Origin of the sequence: Ramlibacter sp. (assembly GCF_035706265.1) — a bacterium.
GTDB lineage: Bacteria > Pseudomonadota > Gammaproteobacteria > Burkholderiales > Burkholderiaceae_C > Ramlibacter.
On record NZ_DASSVG010000485.1, the window covers coordinates 1 to 15,298 of the forward strand.

Consider the following 15,298-nt stretch of genomic DNA (forward strand, 5'->3'; position numbering starts at 1 on the left):
GGAGCAGGCCCGCATCACGGGTTCGACGGCAGTGACGAGTCCGCTGGCCGGGCGGCGGATCTGCAGCTGGCCGTCGCGCATCTCGTGGATGTAGGGCTCGCGGTTGGAGACCACGATCACCTCGTCGCCGCGCAGCTGGGTGCGCAGCAGGGCCTGCAGGCGGTGCGGCGTCCACTCCGCGTCGGCGCCCTGCAGGCGTTTGTATTCGTCCTCCACCTCGCGCAGCCGCTCGCGCAGGTCCGCCGCCAGCGGCGCCAGCTCGGGCGAGGGCGTGAGCGGGCGCAGCAGGCCTTCGCCGTGCAGCAGCGCGCGGGCGCCCGCGATCCAGCCGCGCCAGCTCAGTTGCGCCACGATCAGCGTCATCAGCGCGATCACGGCGCCCAGGCCCGCGATCAGGATCACCAGGTAGCGGCGCGTGTCCTGGCTGCGCCGCTCGATGAAGCTCAGGTCGTGCATCAGCACGAGCTGGCCCACCGGGCCGGCCTCGCCGGTGATCGGGTGCACGCTGACGTGGACGGGGCCGCCTTCGATGCTCAGGTTGTCGCCCTTGGAGGCGGACAGGGCCGAGGCTTCTTCGCAGGTGAGTTCGCTGGGGAAGTGGCTGGTGCGGCGCACCATCTCGCCGCTGGGCGAACACAGGCCGATGGCCACCAGGCGCTCGTCCTGCAAGGACCGGTCGAACAGGGCCTGCAGCTTGCGGCCGCGGCTGTCGTTGGCGGCCTCGGCCACCGATTCCGAGAGGGCGTTGGCCACCAGGGTGCCACGCATGTCGAGGTCGCGGGCGAACCAGCGCAGGGTCAACTGGTCCATCACGGGAACCGCCAGGTAGGCCGCGCCCGCGAGGATCAGGATCAGCGGCAGCAGGAAGCGCAGCTGCAATCCGAGAGTCTTCATGAGCCGGATTTTCGCGGCCCCGCAAACGTCGAGGCCCGACAGTACGGCTTTTTCCCGGGTTCACCCGTACGGGGTTTAATCCCGTTTTCTTACCTGCGTGGACCTTCTTCTTCGCCGAGCAGGATCGCGAGGCCGGCGTCGGGCTCGAAGCGGCCGTTGCGCCAGCACAGCCGCGTGGGGCCGGGCAGCATCTGGGCGCCCTCGGGATGCCACGGGTCGCCGGGGTAGCACAGCACGCGCGTGCCCTCCACGTCGTGCGGCTCCGGACGGATGCACGGCGGCGTGCGCGAACGCGCCGCGGCGAAGGCGCTGGCCACGCTGCGGTGGCGGGCCAGGTGGGTGAGGCTCATGATCTGCGGCGGCGCCAGGTCGATCTGGCCGTCCCAGTACTGGCGCAGGGCGGCGCGCGGCGTGATCCAGGCGCTCTCGGTCGCCTCGTGCTCGTCGTGCCGTGCTTCCTGCCCGGGCGGCACGGTGGCGAGGAAGAAGCGGGTGTCGAAGCGCCGCCGGCCCACGCTGCTCAAGGTGGGCGTGATCCAGCGCGACCAGGGCTGCAGCGCGCCGGCCGCGAGCCGCAGTTCCAGCGGCGCAAGCAGTTCGTCGAAGCCGCGTCCGCCGCGCAGCGCGGCCCACAGATCGGTGACCTGCGCCGGCGGCACGTCGGCCAGCAGCAGGCCGGCCTCCTCGAACAGCTCGCGCACGGCGGCGACGTAGAGCCCCGCCGCCGCTGCGGGCGTGAGCTCCGGCTCGGCGAGCAGCGCGTGCAAGGCCTGCGCGTCGCGATCGAGGCGCTGCACCCAGCGCGCGTCCTCCGCATCGACCTTGCCGCCCGGGAACACGTAGGCGCCGCCCAGCACGAAGGACTGGCTGTGGCGCCGCAGCAGGAACACCTCGAGGTCGCCGGCGCCATCGCGCAGCAGCACCACGGAAGCCGAAGGCGCGGGAGTCTCGTAATTGCGCTTCGTGATCAATTCAAGAGCCATGGCCCTAGTGTCCCATGCCCGGCCGCGGCGCTATCCTCCGTGCATGCCCGACTTCTCCGATGCCATCCGCCACGCGCAGGCGCACGAAGTGCCCTGGACGCGCGACCCCGCCGCCGACCCCGCGAAGTGGGGCGTGCACCACGACGACCCGCCGCCCTTCAACCGCCTGCGCGGGCCGGTGCATCCGCGCGGCGGCGTCTCCGGAGTGATCCGGGTCGGCGGGGAAGAGGTCGCCGCCTGGGGCGAGCCCGATCGCGCCGACCTCACCTTCAGCGTCGCCAAGACCTACCTCGCCCTCCTGGCCGGCGTGGCGCAGCGGCGCGGGCTGCTGCCCGACGCGAACGAGCGGATCGCCGCGCGCCTGCCCGGCATCGGCTTCGACGATGCGCACAACCGGGAGATCACCTGGGCCCACATGCTGGAGCAGACCAGCGAGTGGCAGGGCACCTGCCTGGGCATGCCCGACCAGGTGGAGCACAACCGCCGCGTCTCGCACGATCCCAAGCCGCCGCAGGGCCGCAAGGGCGAGGCGCGGGTGCTGCAGCGGCCGGGGACCTACTGGGAATACAACGACGTGCGCATCAACCAGCTCTCGCTGGCGCTGCTGCACCTGTTCCGCCGGCCGCTGCCGGAGGTGTTCGCGCAGGAGGTGCTGCAGCCGCTGGGCGCCGGGCGCGATTTCCGCTGGGTGGGCTACGACGACGCCTGGGTGGAGATCGACGGCGTGCGCATGCAGTCGGTGCCGGGCGGCACGCACTGGGGCGCCGGCGTCTCGATCAGCGCGCGCGACCAGGCCCGCATCGGGCAGCTGCTGCTCGATGGCGGCGCCCACGGCGGCGAGCAGATCGTGCCGGCCGCCTGGGTCGCGCGCATGCAGCAGCCCTGCGCCGTCGCGCCCTTCTACGGCTGGCTCACCTGGCTCAATCGCAACGGCGCGATGTTCGCGGACGCCTCGCGCGAGAGCTGGTTCATGGTCGGCGCCGGCGGCAACTACGTGTGGATGGATCCGAAGCACCGCGCGGTGGTGGTGGTGCGGTGGCTCGATGGCGCGGCCGCGCCGGGCTTCGTGAGCCGGGTCGCGAAGGTGCTCGGCGCGTAACGCTGGGCTTCCCGGCGCGCACTGCGCGCGGTCAGCACCAGCCTACATGCGCTCCCGCATCCTTTGCTCGATCAATTCCCGCGTGGCCCGCACTTCGCTTGCGAACGGGCTCTGCGAGCCCTCGGCCTTGCGGATCACGGACAGGGCGTCGGCCTGGCGGCCCTGGTCCGACAGGGTCTGCGCCAGGTTGTTCATCAGGACCACCGAGTCGGGGAATTTCAGCAGCGCGGTGCGCAGCACCTCCGCTGCGTCTTCCAGTGCGCCGCTTGCGTGCAAATGGTTCGCCAGCCCCACGGCGGCCGGCAGGCTCTCCGGCCAGCGCTCCAGCGCCGCGCGGTAGCCGCGCGCGGCCGCTGCGTGGTCGCCCGTGCGCGCCAGCCCGAGCAGCGCCTCCAGCCAGCGGCTCTCGGTGGCGGTGACGGGGACGTCCTCGGGCGGGCTGACGACCATCGCCCAGTACTTGCCGGCCAGCCAGGTGCGCTCGAAATAGGAGAAGGGCATCTCCTGCCGCGGCTGCAGCCCGGAGCGCAGGTAGATCGTGCCGGTGCCGTAGTCGAAGCCGTTGACGACGGCGTAGTGCCACTGCGGCAGCATCAGGCCCACGTCCTGCAGCACCACGACGGGGCGGCCGGACGCCACTTCGCGCAGCAGGTCGGAATAGGTGGGTGCGAGCCGGTAGCTCACGAGGCCGTGGCGGCGCGGGGCCGCCAGCATCTCCAGCTGCAGGCTGCCTTGCCGCGCCGGCAGCCATACTTCGTCGACCAGCGCGTGCGGTTCCACCGGCGCGCCGGCGAACTTCATCGCCATGGCCAGCGCGGCCGGGCCGCACTGGTATTCGTCCTGGGGAAAGAAGGGCACCTGCGCGAGCTCCACCTGCTGCGGCACCCCGGCCGGCCAGCCCGTGCGCAGGCCGACGGTCTGCGGGATCAGCGTCGTGCAGCCCGCCAGCAGGAACACGGCGGCTGCCAGCAGCAGCCGCCGTGCCTGGCGCAGGACCGTCTCTTGCGCCTGCATCCGCTTACGTGCGGATCGCGTAGTACCACACCAGGGCAGCGACCAGCACGATCGCCAGCCAGCCCCAGCCGCTGATGCCGCCGGCCGGCGCGGCCTGGATGTCCTGCGCCAGCGCGTGCACTTCCTGGTCCGTCATGCTCTTGACGCGCTCGCGCGCGGCCAACGGATCGACCCCTGCCGCCTGCAGCTGCGCCGCCACGTCCGTGCGGTCGAGCGCGCTCAGCAGCATGGTGCGCTCGGGGCTGGGCGTGGCGGCAGCCGCCTGGTCCGCGCCGATCAGGCCGGCGTGCGCAGTCTGGAACGACAGCGCGAAGAGGGAAACCACCAACACCCGGCAGGTCGTTTTCTTGAATGCGAGATTCATGGATGCGCTCCTTGGTTGTGTGTCCCGCTCCGGCGGGGAGCCGGCAACGCGGAGCGCCATTTACGCATGCGCTATCCCTCGACGGTGCAGCGCTTCGCCTACTCGAAACACGTCGATGCAAGTGTTGCCATCCGTGTCCGCACGGCCGCCGCCGAGGCGCGCATGCGTTGCAGGAGCGATCAGGATTCGGGCGGAACGGCCGTGCTCTCCAGGGCCGCGGGATCGCGGCGGATGGTCTCGCGGACGCGGTGTTCGCGCCGGTCGAGCTTGCCGAAGGCGTGGTCGAGCGCGTGCTCCAGTTTCTCGGCCGCACCGCGGAACGCCAGGTTCTGGTCCGGCCCGTAGTTGGTGACGGCGATCGGCGCCCGGCCGTTGATGCGTGCCTCCATCATGCAGCGCTTGTCCACGCCGCCGCCCTTCACCGCATGGTTCTCGTCGGTGATCTGCACTTCCACGCTGGTGATGTCCTGGTCGAAGCGCGCGAGATGCTCGTTGAGGTATTCGCCGGCCCAGCGTTCGAGGGCGTCCTTGTTGTCGATGTCGTTGCTGGTGTTGACTTGCACTTTCATGCGGTTTCCTTTCAGCGTCTGCTCCCATCCTGCGGACGGCCGGGCTGCGTGGCAAGTGGGTGGCCTTCGACCGGCCGTGTCGGACGCGGACTGCCACCCGCTATCCTCGGCACCCGAAGGAGACCACGCATGCTCGACATCATCGAGGCGGAGTCGGGTCCGGACCCGACCGCCACCATTCTGATCCTCCACGGCCTCGGCGCGGACGGCAACGACTTCGTTCCCATTGCCCAGGAGCTGCAATTGGAGGCGGTGGGGCCGGTGCGCTTCATCTTCCCGCACGCGCCGGTGATGCCGGTGACGATCAACAACGGCATGCGCATGCGGGCCTGGTACGACATCCTCGGCTTCGACGACGCGTCGGCGCAGGACGAGGCGGGACTGCGGCGCTCGCAACAGCTGGTGGAGGCGCTGCTGAAGCGCGAGAAGGAGCGCGGCGTGCCGGCGCACCGCATCGTGCTGGGGGGCTTCTCGCAGGGCTGCGCGATCTCGCTGCTGACGGGGCTGCGCCATCCCGAGCGGCTGGCGGGGATCATGGGGCTTTCGGGCTACCTGCCGCTGGCGGACAAGACCGCGGCCGAGGCCACCGCCGCGGGCCGGCAGACGCCGGTCTTCCTGGCCCACGGCACGCACGACGAAGTGGTGGCGCTGGAGCGCGCCGAGGCCTCGCGCGACGCCTTGCAGGCGCTGGGCTGCGAGGTGGAGTGGCACGAGTACCTGATGGGCCACGCGGTCTCGCCGCTGGAGATCGAGGAGATGAATGCGTGGCTGGTGAGGGTGCTGGGGCAGGGGTGAGCGCGGGTTTGCAGCCGCCCGAGCGCTGGGCTTCGGCGCGCTGCGCGCGCGCTCAGCTCCAGCCTACGGGGAAGCCCGCGCCCCGCGCATCAACCCACCTCGCCGCCGAAGGTGGCGATCAGGTTGTCGATGTACTTCTCGACCAGCTTCTCGAACTCGCCTTCGACCACCGGGCCGACCACGGGCTTCATGAGCGCCGGCAGGGGCACGTCCACCTTGCCCTGGATCTTCAGCACGCACTTGGTGGACTTGCCCTGGCGGTCGGCGACCTGCCAGCTGCCGCCGACGAGGGCGTTGCCGACGCCCTTCACCGGCGTCCAGGTCACCGTGCCCTTGGCCTTGTCGCTCGCATACTTGCTCGCGTACACGGTCTGCAGGTGGACCTGCGCGGTGCCGACCTTCTGCATCTCCCACTTGTAGACGCCGTCGCCGAGGTCCGTGAGCCGGTCCACCTTGGGGAAGTGCGAGACCGAACGCGGCACATCCGCCAGCAGCGCGAAGACCTCGTCACAGGGCGCGCGGACCTCGAATTCGTAGCCCAGCTCGATGGGCACGTTCACGCTCATGGCTGCCTCCTCGGGGTGCGGAACGCGGCCATTCTGCCACCCGGCCCCGCGTGGGCCATCCGCACTCGGGTGGACCGCCGCCCTGCCGCCCAGGCTGGGCGCCCTTGACCGCCGCCAAGCAGGGTCGCCGCAAAGGTGTTAACTTCGCACGAAAGACCTGATCCCAGAGGGCGACCGAACATTCCATGAGCAAACTGCAAGAGGCCTTGGGCACGCTTGCGCCCGCGCGGCTGCAAGGCATCCGGCGCGGCATCGAGAAGGAGAGCCTGCGCGCCGACGCCGGCGGCGCGCTGGCGCTCACGCCGCATCCGGCGGCGCTCGGCTCCGCGCTGACGCACCCCCACATCACCACCGACTACAGCGAGTCGCAGCTGGAGCTGATCACGGGCGTGCACGCCAGCGTGGAGCAGTGCCTCGAGGAGCTCACCAACATCCACCAGTTCGTCTACCGGGCGCTGGGCGACGAGCTGCTGTGGGTCAGCAGCATGCCCTGCACGCTGCCGGCGGACGAGAACATCCCGATCGGCCGCTACGGTGCGTCCAACGTCGGTCGCGCCAAGAGCGTGTACCGGGTGGGCCTCGCGCACCGCTACGGGCGGCGCATGCAGACCATCTCCGGCATCCACTACAACTGGTCGATGCCGGGCGTGAGCGACGCCGACTACTTCGGGCTGATCCGCAACTTCCGCCGCCACGCCTTCCTGCTGCTGTTCCTGTTCGGCGCCTCGCCGGCATGCTGCGCGAGCTTCGTCACCGGGCGCAAGCACGAACTGCAGACGCTCTCGCCCGGCACCGTGTACATGCCGTACGGCACTTCGCTGCGCATGGGTCGCCTGGGCTACCAGAGCGAGGCGCAGGCCAGCCTGGCGGTGAGCTACAACAGCCTCGAAGGCTATGCCGCCTCGCTGTACGAGGCGCTCACCAAGCCGTACCCGGCCTACGAGAAGGTCGGCATCCTCAATCCCGGCGGCGAGTACAACCAGCTCGCCACCAGCCTGCTGCAGATCGAGAACGAGTTCTACGGCACCATCCGGCCCAAGCGCGTGATCCGCCCGGGCGAGCGGCCGCTGCACGCGCTGCGCGAGCGCGGCGTCGAGTACGTCGAAGTGCGGCTGATGGACCTGGATCCCTTCGTGCCGATCGGCATCAAGGCGCAGACGCTGCGCTTCCTCGACGTCTTCCTGCTGCACTGCCTGCTGTCCGAGAGCCCCGAGGACACCCCGCAGGAGATCGCCGCCCTCGGGCGCAACCAGCACCGCACCGCCGCCTTCGGGCGCGATCCCGCCCTGATGCTGGAGCGCGACGGCCGCGAGGTGAAGCTGACGGACTGGGGCGCGGAGGTGCTGGAGCAGTGCACGCCCATTGCGGCGCTGCTGGATTCCGTGCACGCCACCACCGACTACTCGGATGCGCTGCGGGGCGCGCAGGCGCTGCTGTCCACGCCGGACATGCTGCCCTCGGCCCGCGTGCTGGCGGCGATGGCGCGCGACCACGCCAACGGCTTCGGCCCCTTCGCGCTGGCGCAGTCGCGCCTCGCGCGCGACAAGCTGCTCAAGCTGCCCTACTCGGGCGCCCTGCAGCAGCGCATGGAAGCGCTGGCCTGCCAGTCGGTGCAGGACCAGGCCGCCGTGGAGGCCGGCGACACCATGCCCTTCGAGCAGTACCGGCAGCAGTACATCTCGCCCGAGCGCCTGGGCCTGGGCCGCAGCGCGGTGGCGCCGGCGCTCGAGGCGATCTGATCCTGGCAGGCCGACGCACGCCGGCGTCCGACGGGCAAAGCCGACTTGTCCGACACGCGCCGGCCGCGGGTGGCGCGACAGTTGGCGGCTCAACGCGAACCCGGAGCCCGCCATGCCTTCGCCCCGCTTCCGCCGCCTGCCAGTGCTGCTGGCGCTGCTGCTGATCGACGCCGGCGGCGCCGCCCTGGCGCTGGCCGAATCGCCCCTGCCCGACCCGATCGCGCCGGCCGTGATCGGCCGCCCGCTGGACCAGATCGGTCCGGTGCGCAAGCCCCGGTCCGCGCCCGCCAAGGCGGCCAGCCCGCGCAAGCCGGCGCCCTCCGCCCTCCGCAAGACGACCGCCCCTGCAGCGGCGCCGCAGGCGCGGGCACTGCCCGGTGCGGACCCCGATGCGCCGCTGCCGCGCAAGGCCAAGAAGGCGCTCGACGACCGCGAGGACAACCGCGTGCGCGCCGACGACGTCGGCAAGGGCACCCACTTCGCCCGCAAGCCGCTCGGCCCGGGCGCCTACTTCGGCGACAAGGTCCGCGTCGCGGTGCGCGAATACTTCGACAAGCATCCCGTCAGCGGCAGCGCGCCGCGCTGGCAGATCGGCGAGGCGCTGCCCGCGGGCCAGCCCGTGGCCGCGGTGCCCTCCGCCGTGCGCGCCAGCCTGCCCAAGCTGCCGCCCGGCCACCAGTACCTGCAGGTGGGCGGCGACATCCTGCTGGTGGCCTCCGGCTCGAAGATGGTGGTGGACGCCATCAGCGCCCGCGAGGGGCGCTGATCGATGCCCGTGCCCAAAGGAAAAGAGCGGCCTCGCGGCCGCTCTCCGGGCTCCCAACGGCCCTCGGAAACCTACGCTTCCTGGAACGCGTCCTCGCGGGTGCGCTTGATGGCGGGCAGGGCCACGATCAGCAGCAGCACCAGGGTCGCGATCAGCAGCGACAGCGACAGCGGCCGCGTGAACAGGGTGGTGAAGTCGCCGCGCGACAGCAGCAGCGCCCGCCGCAGGTTCTCTTCCATCATCGGGCCCAGGACGAAGCCGAGCAGCAGGGGCGCCGGCTCCATGTTGCAGCGCTGGAAGGCGTAGCCCAGGATGCCGAAGGCCGCGGTGACGAACACGTCGAAGGTGTTGTTGTTGACCGAGTAGACGCCGATGCAGCAGAACACCAGGATGGCCGGGTACAGGTAGCGGTAAGGCACCTTCAGCAGCTTCACCCAGACGCCGATCAGCGGCAGGTTCAGCACGATCAGCATCGCGTTGCCGATCCACATCGAGGCGATCAGGCCCCAGAACAGCTCCGGGTTGCTGGTCATCACCTGCGGGCCCGGCTGGATGTTGTGGATGGTCATCGCGCCCACCATCAGCGCCATCACCACGTTGGACGGGATGCCCAGCGTGAGCAGCGGCACGAAGGAGGTCTGCGCGCCGGCGTTGTTGGCCGCCTCCGGCCCCGCGACGCCCTCGATGGCACCGTGGCCGAATTCGTCGCTGCGCTTGGAGAGCTTCTTCTCCAGCGTGTACGAGGCGAAGGAAGACAGCGTGGCGCCGCCACCGGGCAGCATGCCCAGGAAGGTGCCCAGCACGGTGCCCCGGCAGGCCGCCGGCAGCATGCGGCGGAAGTCGTCCATCGTGGGGAACAGGTTCGTCACCTTGGTGGTGAAGGTCTCGCGGTGCTCGCGCTGCTCCACGTTGGTGACGATCTCGGCGAAGCCGAACAGGCCCATGGCGACCGCGATGAAGCTGACGCCGTCGGTGAGTTCGGGGATGTCGAACGAGAAGCGCGCCACGCCGGAGTTGACGTCGGTGCCGATCAGGCCCAGGGCCAGTCCCAGCAGGATCATGCCGATGGCCTTGATCAGCGAGCCCGAGGCCAGCACCACCGCGCCCACCAGACCCAGCACCATCAGCGAGAAGTATTCGGCCGGGCCGAACTTGAACGCGATCTCGGACATGGGGGTGGCGAACGCGGCCAGCACCAGGGTGGCGACGCAGCCGGCGATGAAGGAGCTGATGCCCGCGGTGGCGAGCGCCGCGCCGGCGCGGCCCTTGCGGGCCATCTGGTAGCCGTCGATCGCGGTCACCACCGACGAGGCCTCACCGGGCAGGTTGACCAGGATGGCGGTGGTGGAGCCGCCGTACTGCGCGCCGTAGTAGATGCCCGCGAGCATGATCAGCGCCGAGACCGGCGGCAGCGCATACGTGATGGGCAGCAGCATCGCGATCGTCGTGGACGGGCCGAGGCCCGGCAGCACGCCGATCAGCGTGCCGAGCAGGCAGCCGACGAACGCGTAGAGAAGGTTGTGAAGAGAGAGCGCCGTCTCGAAGCCCAGCGCCAGGTGCGAAAGCAATTCCATCCCGGGAACCTCAGTTGATCAGGAAGTGGGGCCACAGCGGGATCTGCAGGTTGATGCCCCTGATGAAGGCACCGACGCTGAACAGGATCAGGATCACGGCGTTGGCCAGCGTGCCCTTCCAGCCGAACTCGTGGCTGGCGAGGCTGGAGACGATCACCAGGACGGCGAGCGAGAGCACGAGGCCCAGCGGCTGCAGCAGCAGGCCGAACAGGACCACCGAGCCGATGATCCAGGCCAGCGTGCGCAGTTCGGGCTTCTTCAGCGGGTCTTCGGTGGCGCGCCGGCCCATGCCGGCGGCGGCGGTGGCGGCGCCGATCACCACCATCAGCACGCCGATCCAGAACGGGAACCAGCCGGGTCCCATGCGGGCGGCGTCGCCCATGTTGTAGTTCAGGGCGCCGAGGCTGAATGCGGCGCCGAACGCGATGTAGATCGCCCCAGCCGCGACGTCCTTCTGGTTACGGATGCGTAACTTCATTGCATCTGGTCCCTCAAGTTGCAGCCCGCCAGTTTATGTCATGACATGATCTAAATTGAGCTCGAGTTGGTCCGGGCCCGTACGGGCGAGCCCGGGTGTACAGTGCGGCCCCGAGGGGATCGCATGGAGAAGAAATCGCTCATCGCGCTGGACAAGGCCGGCCTGGAGCGCCAGTCGGAATTCCGTTACCGGCTGCGGCGCTTCCTGCGGTTCGGCGAGGAGGCGGCGCGCGCCGCCGGAGTCACGGCCGTCCAGTACCACCTTATGCTGCATACGCAGGCCTTCCCGGGCCGCGAGTGGGCCAGCATCGGCGAGCTGGCGGAGCGCCTGCAGACGCAGCAGCACGGCGTGGTGGCGCTCGTCACGCGCTGCGAGGAGGCCGGCCTGGTGCGCCGCAAGGAGAACCAGGAGGACCGCCGGCTGGTCGAGGTGCACCTCACGGCCAAGGGGCGGCGCTGCGTCGAGAAGCTGGCGGCGCTGCACTTCGCGGAACTGGGCAACCTGGCCGAAGTGATCGAGGCCGCGCGCGCCAGTGCGGCGCCGGGGTAGGCCGCGGGGGCCGCGCGCGCCAGCACGGCGCCGGACCAGGCCAGCGTCCACTCGGACGGCGCCCACAGGCGGGACGCATGTTCCCCTGCGGGCGCGGATTTCCGCGACAGCTTACAATTGCATTATTCGGGGCTGGAGCGCACGCCGTGTGGGCCCGGTCCGAGACGCAGACCCCGCCCCTGCCGCAGCAGGCCGTGACAGCGCAGGTCTGCACGCACCGGCCCCGCGGCCGGCCGATTCACCCGACGGCATCGCCCCTGCCCGCTGCAGGGGCCTCGCCGTTCGCACGGGCGGGCGCTTGCCGCCCCAGAGGGACCCTGCATGGCGAAGGAAGAACTGATCGAAATGAACGGCCGCGTGGCCGAAATCCTGCCGGACTCGCGCTACCGCGTGATCCTGGACAACGGCCACGAGCTGGTGGCCTATACCGGCGGCAAGATGCGCAAGAACCACATCCGCATCATCGCCGGCGACGTGGTGAGCCTGGAGCTGTCGCCCTACGACCTGAGCAAGGGGCGCATCATGTTCCGCCACCTGCCGAACCGCAACACCACCGGCGCGCCGCCGCAGCACCGCCGCCGCTGAGGCGGCCGACCGGCGTCGCCAAAGCAGGAAGGGCTGCCCGCGGGCAGCCCTTTCGCTTCTTGCGCAGCCAGGGATCAGCCGCCGCCGAGCGTCGCCGGGCGGGTGGCGGCGTAGGCCCGTGCGGCGTCGCCGTGCTTGCGCAGGTCCTCGTCGCGCAGGGCCAGCAGCCGTTCCAGGTCCGCGCGCACGTCGTCCAGCGGGCGCGGCTGCTCCAGCGCCGTCGGGCCGGTGATCACGTCGCCGTAGCTGCTCGGTTCGCCCGCCGCGGTGAGCGGCGCGGGCGAAGAAGGGGGCGGCGGGGCGGTCCAGGTGGAGGGATGGGGCAGGGCCGGGCAGGCGCTCTTGTCCGCCAGCGAGAACTGCCAGGAAACGCCCATCAGCCAGTTGCTCGCCAGCGGGTCGAGCAGGCCCAGCCGCTCGCTGAATTCGTGTTCGAAGGCCACCGCGTGCTGCATCAGCCGCGGATCCCAGTGGCGCACCAGGAAGCGCACGTGCAGGCCGGTCTCGCGCCGCGCCGGGCTGGAGGTGCGCAGCATGTCCGCCGAGATCCAGGTGGGCGGGATGCCGTTGCGGGTGAGCGTCTCGCGCAGCACCATCCTCAGCAGGTCCTTGCGCACGGACTGCGAGTTGCTCCCGGCCTGCGTGTGCTTCGAGTCGAACTGGGTGCTCGGCCCCGTCGCCGCCTGGCGCGGCCGCGCCGCCTTCGCCGGCTTGCGCCCCAGCAGCATGTCGAACAAACCCATGGGCTTGGTTCCCTTCCTCGGTGGCGGGGCAGGCGGATGCTCTGCCGGACCGCTTTCGGGGCTGAGTTTTACATATTGATGCATTTGCGCCAAGCCGGCGGGCCGGCCGGCGGCGCCGCCGGGCGGGAAAAAGCAACGCCGGCCGCGCCGGGCGGCTCGTCAGCTGGGTGCGCTACAGTGCCGCCGTTCTGACTCGACGGTAGGGGAGACCGGATGACAGTGGATTTCGGAGGGCGGGTGGCGATCGTCACCGGGGCCGGCGGCGGCCTGGGCCGGCAGCACGCGCTGGCGCTGGCCGCGCGGGGCGCCAAGGTGCTGGTGAACGACCTGGGCGGTGCCGTCGACGGCACCGGCGGCTCGGCCACGGCGGCCGAACGGGTGGTGGCGGAGATCCGCGCCGCGGGCGGCGAGGCCGTCGCCAACGGCGCATCCGTGACGGATTTCGCGGCGGTGCAGGCCATGGTGCAGCAGGCGGTGGAGACCTGGGGGCGCGTCGACGTCCTGGTCAGCAACGCCGGCATCCTGCGCGACAAGAGCTTCGCCAAGATGGAACTGGCCGATTTCCGCCAGGTGCTGGACGTCCACCTGATGGGCGCCGTGCACTGCTGCAAGGCGCTGTGGCCTCTGATGACGGCGCAGAAGTACGGCCGCATCGTGCTGACCACGTCTTCCACCGGCCTGTACGGCAACTTCGGCCAGACCAACTACGGCGCGGCCAAGCTGGCGCTGGTGGGGCTGATGCAGACGCTGGCCCTGGAAGGGGCCAAGAACGACATCCGGGTCAACTGCCTGGCGCCCACGGCCGTGACGCGCATGACGGAGGGCCTGTTCCCGCCCGACATGCTCGAGGCCTTCGGCCCGCAGGCCGTGGTGCCGGCGATGCTGGTGCTGGCAAGCGAACAGGCGCCGACCCGCACGACCTTGTGTGCCGGCGCGGGCGCGTTCGAGGCGGCCAACATCACCCTGACGCAGGGTGCCTACATCGGCACCGGGCCGGAGGCGCCGGAGCGCCTGCTGGCAAGGCTCGATGAGGTGCGCGACCGCCGCGGCGAAACCGTGCCCGCGAGCGGAGCGGACCAGGGCGCGAACGAGTTGCGGCTGGCGCGCAGGTAGTTACGCGTCGTCGCCGCAGCCGCTGAGGGCCTGCGTCGGGAGGTTCTCCGGCCGGCTCGCGCGGCCGGTGGTCGGGTCGTAGCCCACGCCCTGCAGGTGCAGGGCGAGCGAGGCGTCCATGGTCTGGGCATGGTGCGGAAACCAGACCGCCAGCTCCCGGACCACCTTGCGGATCGGCGCCAGGTTGCCGCGCGCGGCTTCGGCCGCGCCGTGCCGCAGCACCCGCAGCACCGCCTTGTGCTGCGTGGTGTGGGCGTTGCCCAGGGCGAAGCCGGTGGCCAGCATCCACTCGTCCTCGCCGGCGAAGTGCTCGGTGGTGTGCTCGACCAGCTCGTTCCACAGGGCGGGCAGGCTGGCGTCGTCGGCCGCCTCGGCGCGCGCGAGCAGGTCCACGAACTCCTGGTGCGTGGTGTCCATGATGGGCAGTCCGAGCTTCAGGCCATCGGTCCAGGGCAGTGCGGGCATGGCGGTCTCCTCCAGCGCAGGCCAGCTTAGGATCCGGCCGCCCGCGTGGCCTTGACGCAGGTCACGCGGCACGGGTTCGGTAAGCTCCGCCCATGCTCCTGCACCCCGCCTACACCTATCCCGGACAGCTCGCGACCCAGATGCGCCAGCAGGGCTACGCCGTGCTCAGCCCCGACGGGCTGGCGCAGCTCGCCGGCTGCGGCATCGCCGACCTCGATGCGCTGCGGCCTTCCTGGGACGCGCTCGCGCCCGACGCCTACCTGAAGGACGGCGGTCGCTACCGGCGCCGGCGCCATGCCTCCTATGTCGTCGAGGGCACGCAACTCACGCAGGTGCCGCACCGCGCCCACTGGCAGCCGGTGGAATACAACGCGCTGCACGGCGGCATGCAGCGCTGGTTCGAGCCGGTGGAGCCGCAGACCGCCGCCCAGCTGGCGTGGACGCGCCTGCTGCTGGCGCTGGCCGGCGTGGCCAGCGGCCTGAAGGGCGTGCAGGCCTGGTACGTGGAGGCGCACCAGTTCCGCATCGACACCGCCGGCGGCATCGGCCGGCCGACGCCCGAGGGCGCGCACCGCGACGGCGTGGACCTGGTCGCGGTGCTGCTGGTCGCCCGCGAAGGCATCAAGGGCGGCGAGACGCGCGTGTTCCAGGCCGACGGCCCGGCGGGCCAGCGCTTCACGCTCACCGAGCCCTGGAGCGCGATGCTGCTGGACGACGAGCGCGTGATCCACGAAACCACCCCGATCCAGCCGCTCGCCGAGTCCGGCTACCGCGACACCCTGGTGCTCACGTACCGGGCGGGCGGGTTCCAGGAGGCGTGAAAACCGGATTGCCGGACGCAAAGGACGCAAAGGTTCCGCAAAGGACGCGAAAGAACATCCTTTGAAATTCGGGCTTCCTTTTGCGTCCTTTGCGTATCTTTGCGCCCTTTGCGTCCGGATGTTCAGATCCGCTCGAAGATCGCGGCGATGCCCTGGCCGCCGCCGATGCACATCGTGACCA

Annotated in this window: 17 protein-coding genes and 1 pseudogene; 8 read left to right on the forward strand and 10 right to left on the reverse strand. The window is 70.8% G+C overall.

Features of this window, described 5'->3' with window-relative positions; translation table 11 throughout:
* Together VFM98_RS17285 and VFM98_RS17290 are read right to left on the reverse strand one after the other, a co-directional pair.
* Positions 1 to 894 (reverse strand): annotated as a pseudogene (locus VFM98_RS17285) (trehalose-6-phosphate synthase); the annotation flags it as partial.
* 89 nt (positions 895 to 983) lie between these two features.
* On the reverse strand, positions 984 to 1,877 hold the full coding sequence (locus VFM98_RS17290) for an NUDIX hydrolase (protein ID WP_325111140.1): 894 nt from the start codon (positions 1,875 to 1,877) through the stop codon (positions 984 to 986).
* 43 nt (positions 1,878 to 1,920) lie between these two features.
* Between VFM98_RS17290 and VFM98_RS17295 the strand changes: the two genes are divergently transcribed.
* The gene (locus tag VFM98_RS17295) at positions 1,921 to 2,976 is read left to right on the forward strand and encodes a serine hydrolase domain-containing protein (protein WP_325111141.1); all 1,056 of its coding nucleotides are present in this window, start codon (positions 1,921 to 1,923) and stop codon (positions 2,974 to 2,976) included.
* Between the two features lie 42 nt (positions 2,977 to 3,018).
* On the opposite strand, the gene VFM98_RS17300 is transcribed toward VFM98_RS17295, so the two are convergent.
* The 3 genes from VFM98_RS17300 to VFM98_RS17310 form a co-directional block, all read right to left on the reverse strand.
* On the reverse strand, positions 3,019 to 3,990 hold the full coding sequence (locus VFM98_RS17300; RefSeq protein WP_325111142.1) for a PA2778 family cysteine peptidase: 972 nt from the start codon (positions 3,988 to 3,990) through the stop codon (positions 3,019 to 3,021).
* A gap of 4 nt (positions 3,991 to 3,994) precedes the next feature.
* Positions 3,995 to 4,354, reverse strand: a complete 360-nt coding sequence (locus tag VFM98_RS17305; RefSeq protein ID WP_325111143.1) for a PA2779 family protein — start codon at positions 4,352 to 4,354, stop codon at positions 3,995 to 3,997.
* Between the two features lie 179 nt (positions 4,355 to 4,533).
* Positions 4,534 to 4,923, reverse strand: coding sequence for an HPF/RaiA family ribosome-associated protein (locus VFM98_RS17310; protein ID WP_325111144.1), 390 nt, complete (start codon positions 4,921 to 4,923; stop codon positions 4,534 to 4,536).
* 129 nt (positions 4,924 to 5,052) lie between these two features.
* Between VFM98_RS17310 and VFM98_RS17315 the strand changes: the two genes are divergently transcribed.
* A complete protein-coding gene (locus VFM98_RS17315; protein ID WP_325111145.1) occupies positions 5,053 to 5,718 on the forward strand; it encodes a carboxylesterase in 666 nt (221 codons plus the stop codon).
* Positions 5,719 to 5,807: 89 nt separating this feature from the next.
* On the opposite strand, the gene VFM98_RS17320 is transcribed toward VFM98_RS17315, so the two are convergent.
* Complete coding sequence (locus VFM98_RS17320; protein WP_325111146.1) at positions 5,808 to 6,284, reverse strand: SRPBCC family protein; 477 nt, start codon at positions 6,282 to 6,284, stop codon at positions 5,808 to 5,810.
* Positions 6,285 to 6,469: 185 nt separating this feature from the next.
* On the opposite strand from VFM98_RS17320, the gene gshA reads away from it, so the two are divergent.
* Both gshA and VFM98_RS17330 read left to right on the forward strand, forming a co-directional pair.
* Positions 6,470 to 8,023 (forward strand): glutamate--cysteine ligase, encoded by a 1,554-nt coding sequence (gene gshA / locus VFM98_RS17325; protein ID WP_325111147.1) that lies wholly within the window; start codon positions 6,470 to 6,472, stop codon positions 8,021 to 8,023.
* Between the two features lie 112 nt (positions 8,024 to 8,135).
* A complete protein-coding gene (locus VFM98_RS17330) occupies positions 8,136 to 8,789 on the forward strand; it encodes a hypothetical protein (RefSeq protein ID WP_325111148.1) in 654 nt (217 codons plus the stop codon).
* A 71-nt stretch (positions 8,790 to 8,860) separates the two neighbouring features.
* Here the strand turns inward: VFM98_RS17330 and VFM98_RS17335 are convergent, their stop codons facing one another.
* Together VFM98_RS17335 and VFM98_RS17340 are read right to left on the reverse strand one after the other, a co-directional pair.
* Positions 8,861 to 10,363 carry a tripartite tricarboxylate transporter permease gene (locus VFM98_RS17335; RefSeq protein WP_325111149.1) on the reverse strand — a complete coding sequence of 501 codons (1,503 nt, stop codon included), beginning with the start codon at positions 10,361 to 10,363 and terminating at the stop codon, positions 8,861 to 8,863.
* Between the two features lie 10 nt (positions 10,364 to 10,373).
* Entirely contained in the window at positions 10,374 to 10,841 is a 468-nt protein-coding gene (locus VFM98_RS17340; RefSeq protein WP_325111150.1) for a tripartite tricarboxylate transporter TctB family protein, read from the reverse strand.
* A gap of 123 nt (positions 10,842 to 10,964) precedes the next feature.
* On the opposite strand from VFM98_RS17340, the gene VFM98_RS17345 reads away from it, so the two are divergent.
* Positions 10,965 to 11,390: a MarR family winged helix-turn-helix transcriptional regulator gene (locus VFM98_RS17345; protein WP_325111151.1), complete on the forward strand. Its 426-nt coding sequence runs from the start codon at positions 10,965 to 10,967 to the stop codon at positions 11,388 to 11,390.
* A gap of 321 nt (positions 11,391 to 11,711) precedes the next feature.
* Positions 11,712 to 11,975, forward strand: coding sequence for a translation initiation factor IF-1 (gene infA, locus VFM98_RS17350; RefSeq protein ID WP_325111152.1), 264 nt, complete (start codon positions 11,712 to 11,714; stop codon positions 11,973 to 11,975).
* A gap of 74 nt (positions 11,976 to 12,049) precedes the next feature.
* On the opposite strand, the gene VFM98_RS17355 is transcribed toward infA, so the two are convergent.
* The gene (locus VFM98_RS17355) at positions 12,050 to 12,718 is read right to left on the reverse strand and encodes a hypothetical protein (protein ID WP_325111153.1); all 669 of its coding nucleotides are present in this window, start codon (positions 12,716 to 12,718) and stop codon (positions 12,050 to 12,052) included.
* 213 nt (positions 12,719 to 12,931) lie between these two features.
* Between VFM98_RS17355 and VFM98_RS17360 the strand changes: the two genes are divergently transcribed.
* Positions 12,932 to 13,831: an SDR family NAD(P)-dependent oxidoreductase gene (locus VFM98_RS17360; RefSeq protein ID WP_325111154.1), complete on the forward strand. Its 900-nt coding sequence runs from the start codon at positions 12,932 to 12,934 to the stop codon at positions 13,829 to 13,831.
* On the opposite strand, the gene VFM98_RS17365 is transcribed toward VFM98_RS17360, so the two are convergent.
* Entirely contained in the window at positions 13,832 to 14,296 is a 465-nt protein-coding gene (locus tag VFM98_RS17365) for a hemerythrin domain-containing protein (RefSeq protein WP_325111155.1), read from the reverse strand. It lies immediately after the preceding gene.
* Positions 14,297 to 14,388: 92 nt separating this feature from the next.
* On the opposite strand from VFM98_RS17365, the gene VFM98_RS17370 reads away from it, so the two are divergent.
* Entirely contained in the window at positions 14,389 to 15,117 is a 729-nt protein-coding gene (locus tag VFM98_RS17370; RefSeq protein WP_325111156.1) for a 2OG-Fe dioxygenase family protein, read from the forward strand.
* Positions 15,118 to 15,298: the final 181 nt, after the last annotated feature.

Excerpts from the sequence above, each read along its gene's own strand:
- VFM98_RS17290 (WP_325111140.1), bottom strand. The coding sequence starts at position 1,877 with ATGGCTCTTGAATTGATCACGAAGCGCAATTACGAGACTCCCGCGCCT.
- VFM98_RS17295 (WP_325111141.1), top strand. The coding sequence starts at position 1,921 with ATGCCCGACTTCTCCGATGCCATCCGCCACGCGCAGGCGCACGAAGTG.
- VFM98_RS17300 (WP_325111142.1), bottom strand. The coding sequence starts at position 3,990 with ATGCAGGCGCAAGAGACGGTCCTGCGCCAGGCACGGCGGCTGCTGCTG.
- VFM98_RS17305 (WP_325111143.1), bottom strand. The coding sequence starts at position 4,354 with ATGAATCTCGCATTCAAGAAAACGACCTGCCGGGTGTTGGTGGTTTCC.
- VFM98_RS17310 (WP_325111144.1), bottom strand. The coding sequence starts at position 4,923 with ATGAAAGTGCAAGTCAACACCAGCAACGACATCGACAACAAGGACGCC.
- VFM98_RS17315 (WP_325111145.1), top strand. The coding sequence starts at position 5,053 with ATGCTCGACATCATCGAGGCGGAGTCGGGTCCGGACCCGACCGCCACC.
- VFM98_RS17320 (WP_325111146.1), bottom strand. The coding sequence starts at position 6,284 with ATGAGCGTGAACGTGCCCATCGAGCTGGGCTACGAATTCGAGGTCCGC.
- gshA (WP_325111147.1), top strand. The coding sequence starts at position 6,470 with ATGAGCAAACTGCAAGAGGCCTTGGGCACGCTTGCGCCCGCGCGGCTG.
- VFM98_RS17330 (WP_325111148.1), top strand. The coding sequence starts at position 8,136 with ATGCCTTCGCCCCGCTTCCGCCGCCTGCCAGTGCTGCTGGCGCTGCTG.
- VFM98_RS17335 (WP_325111149.1), bottom strand. The coding sequence starts at position 10,363 with ATGGAATTGCTTTCGCACCTGGCGCTGGGCTTCGAGACGGCGCTCTCT.
- VFM98_RS17340 (WP_325111150.1), bottom strand. The coding sequence starts at position 10,841 with ATGAAGTTACGCATCCGTAACCAGAAGGACGTCGCGGCTGGGGCGATC.
- VFM98_RS17345 (WP_325111151.1), top strand. The coding sequence starts at position 10,965 with ATGGAGAAGAAATCGCTCATCGCGCTGGACAAGGCCGGCCTGGAGCGC.
- infA (WP_325111152.1), top strand. The coding sequence starts at position 11,712 with ATGGCGAAGGAAGAACTGATCGAAATGAACGGCCGCGTGGCCGAAATC.
- VFM98_RS17355 (WP_325111153.1), bottom strand. The coding sequence starts at position 12,718 with ATGGGTTTGTTCGACATGCTGCTGGGGCGCAAGCCGGCGAAGGCGGCG.
- VFM98_RS17360 (WP_325111154.1), top strand. The coding sequence starts at position 12,932 with ATGACAGTGGATTTCGGAGGGCGGGTGGCGATCGTCACCGGGGCCGGC.
- VFM98_RS17365 (WP_325111155.1), bottom strand. The coding sequence starts at position 14,296 with ATGCCCGCACTGCCCTGGACCGATGGCCTGAAGCTCGGACTGCCCATC.
- VFM98_RS17370 (WP_325111156.1), top strand. The coding sequence starts at position 14,389 with ATGCTCCTGCACCCCGCCTACACCTATCCCGGACAGCTCGCGACCCAG.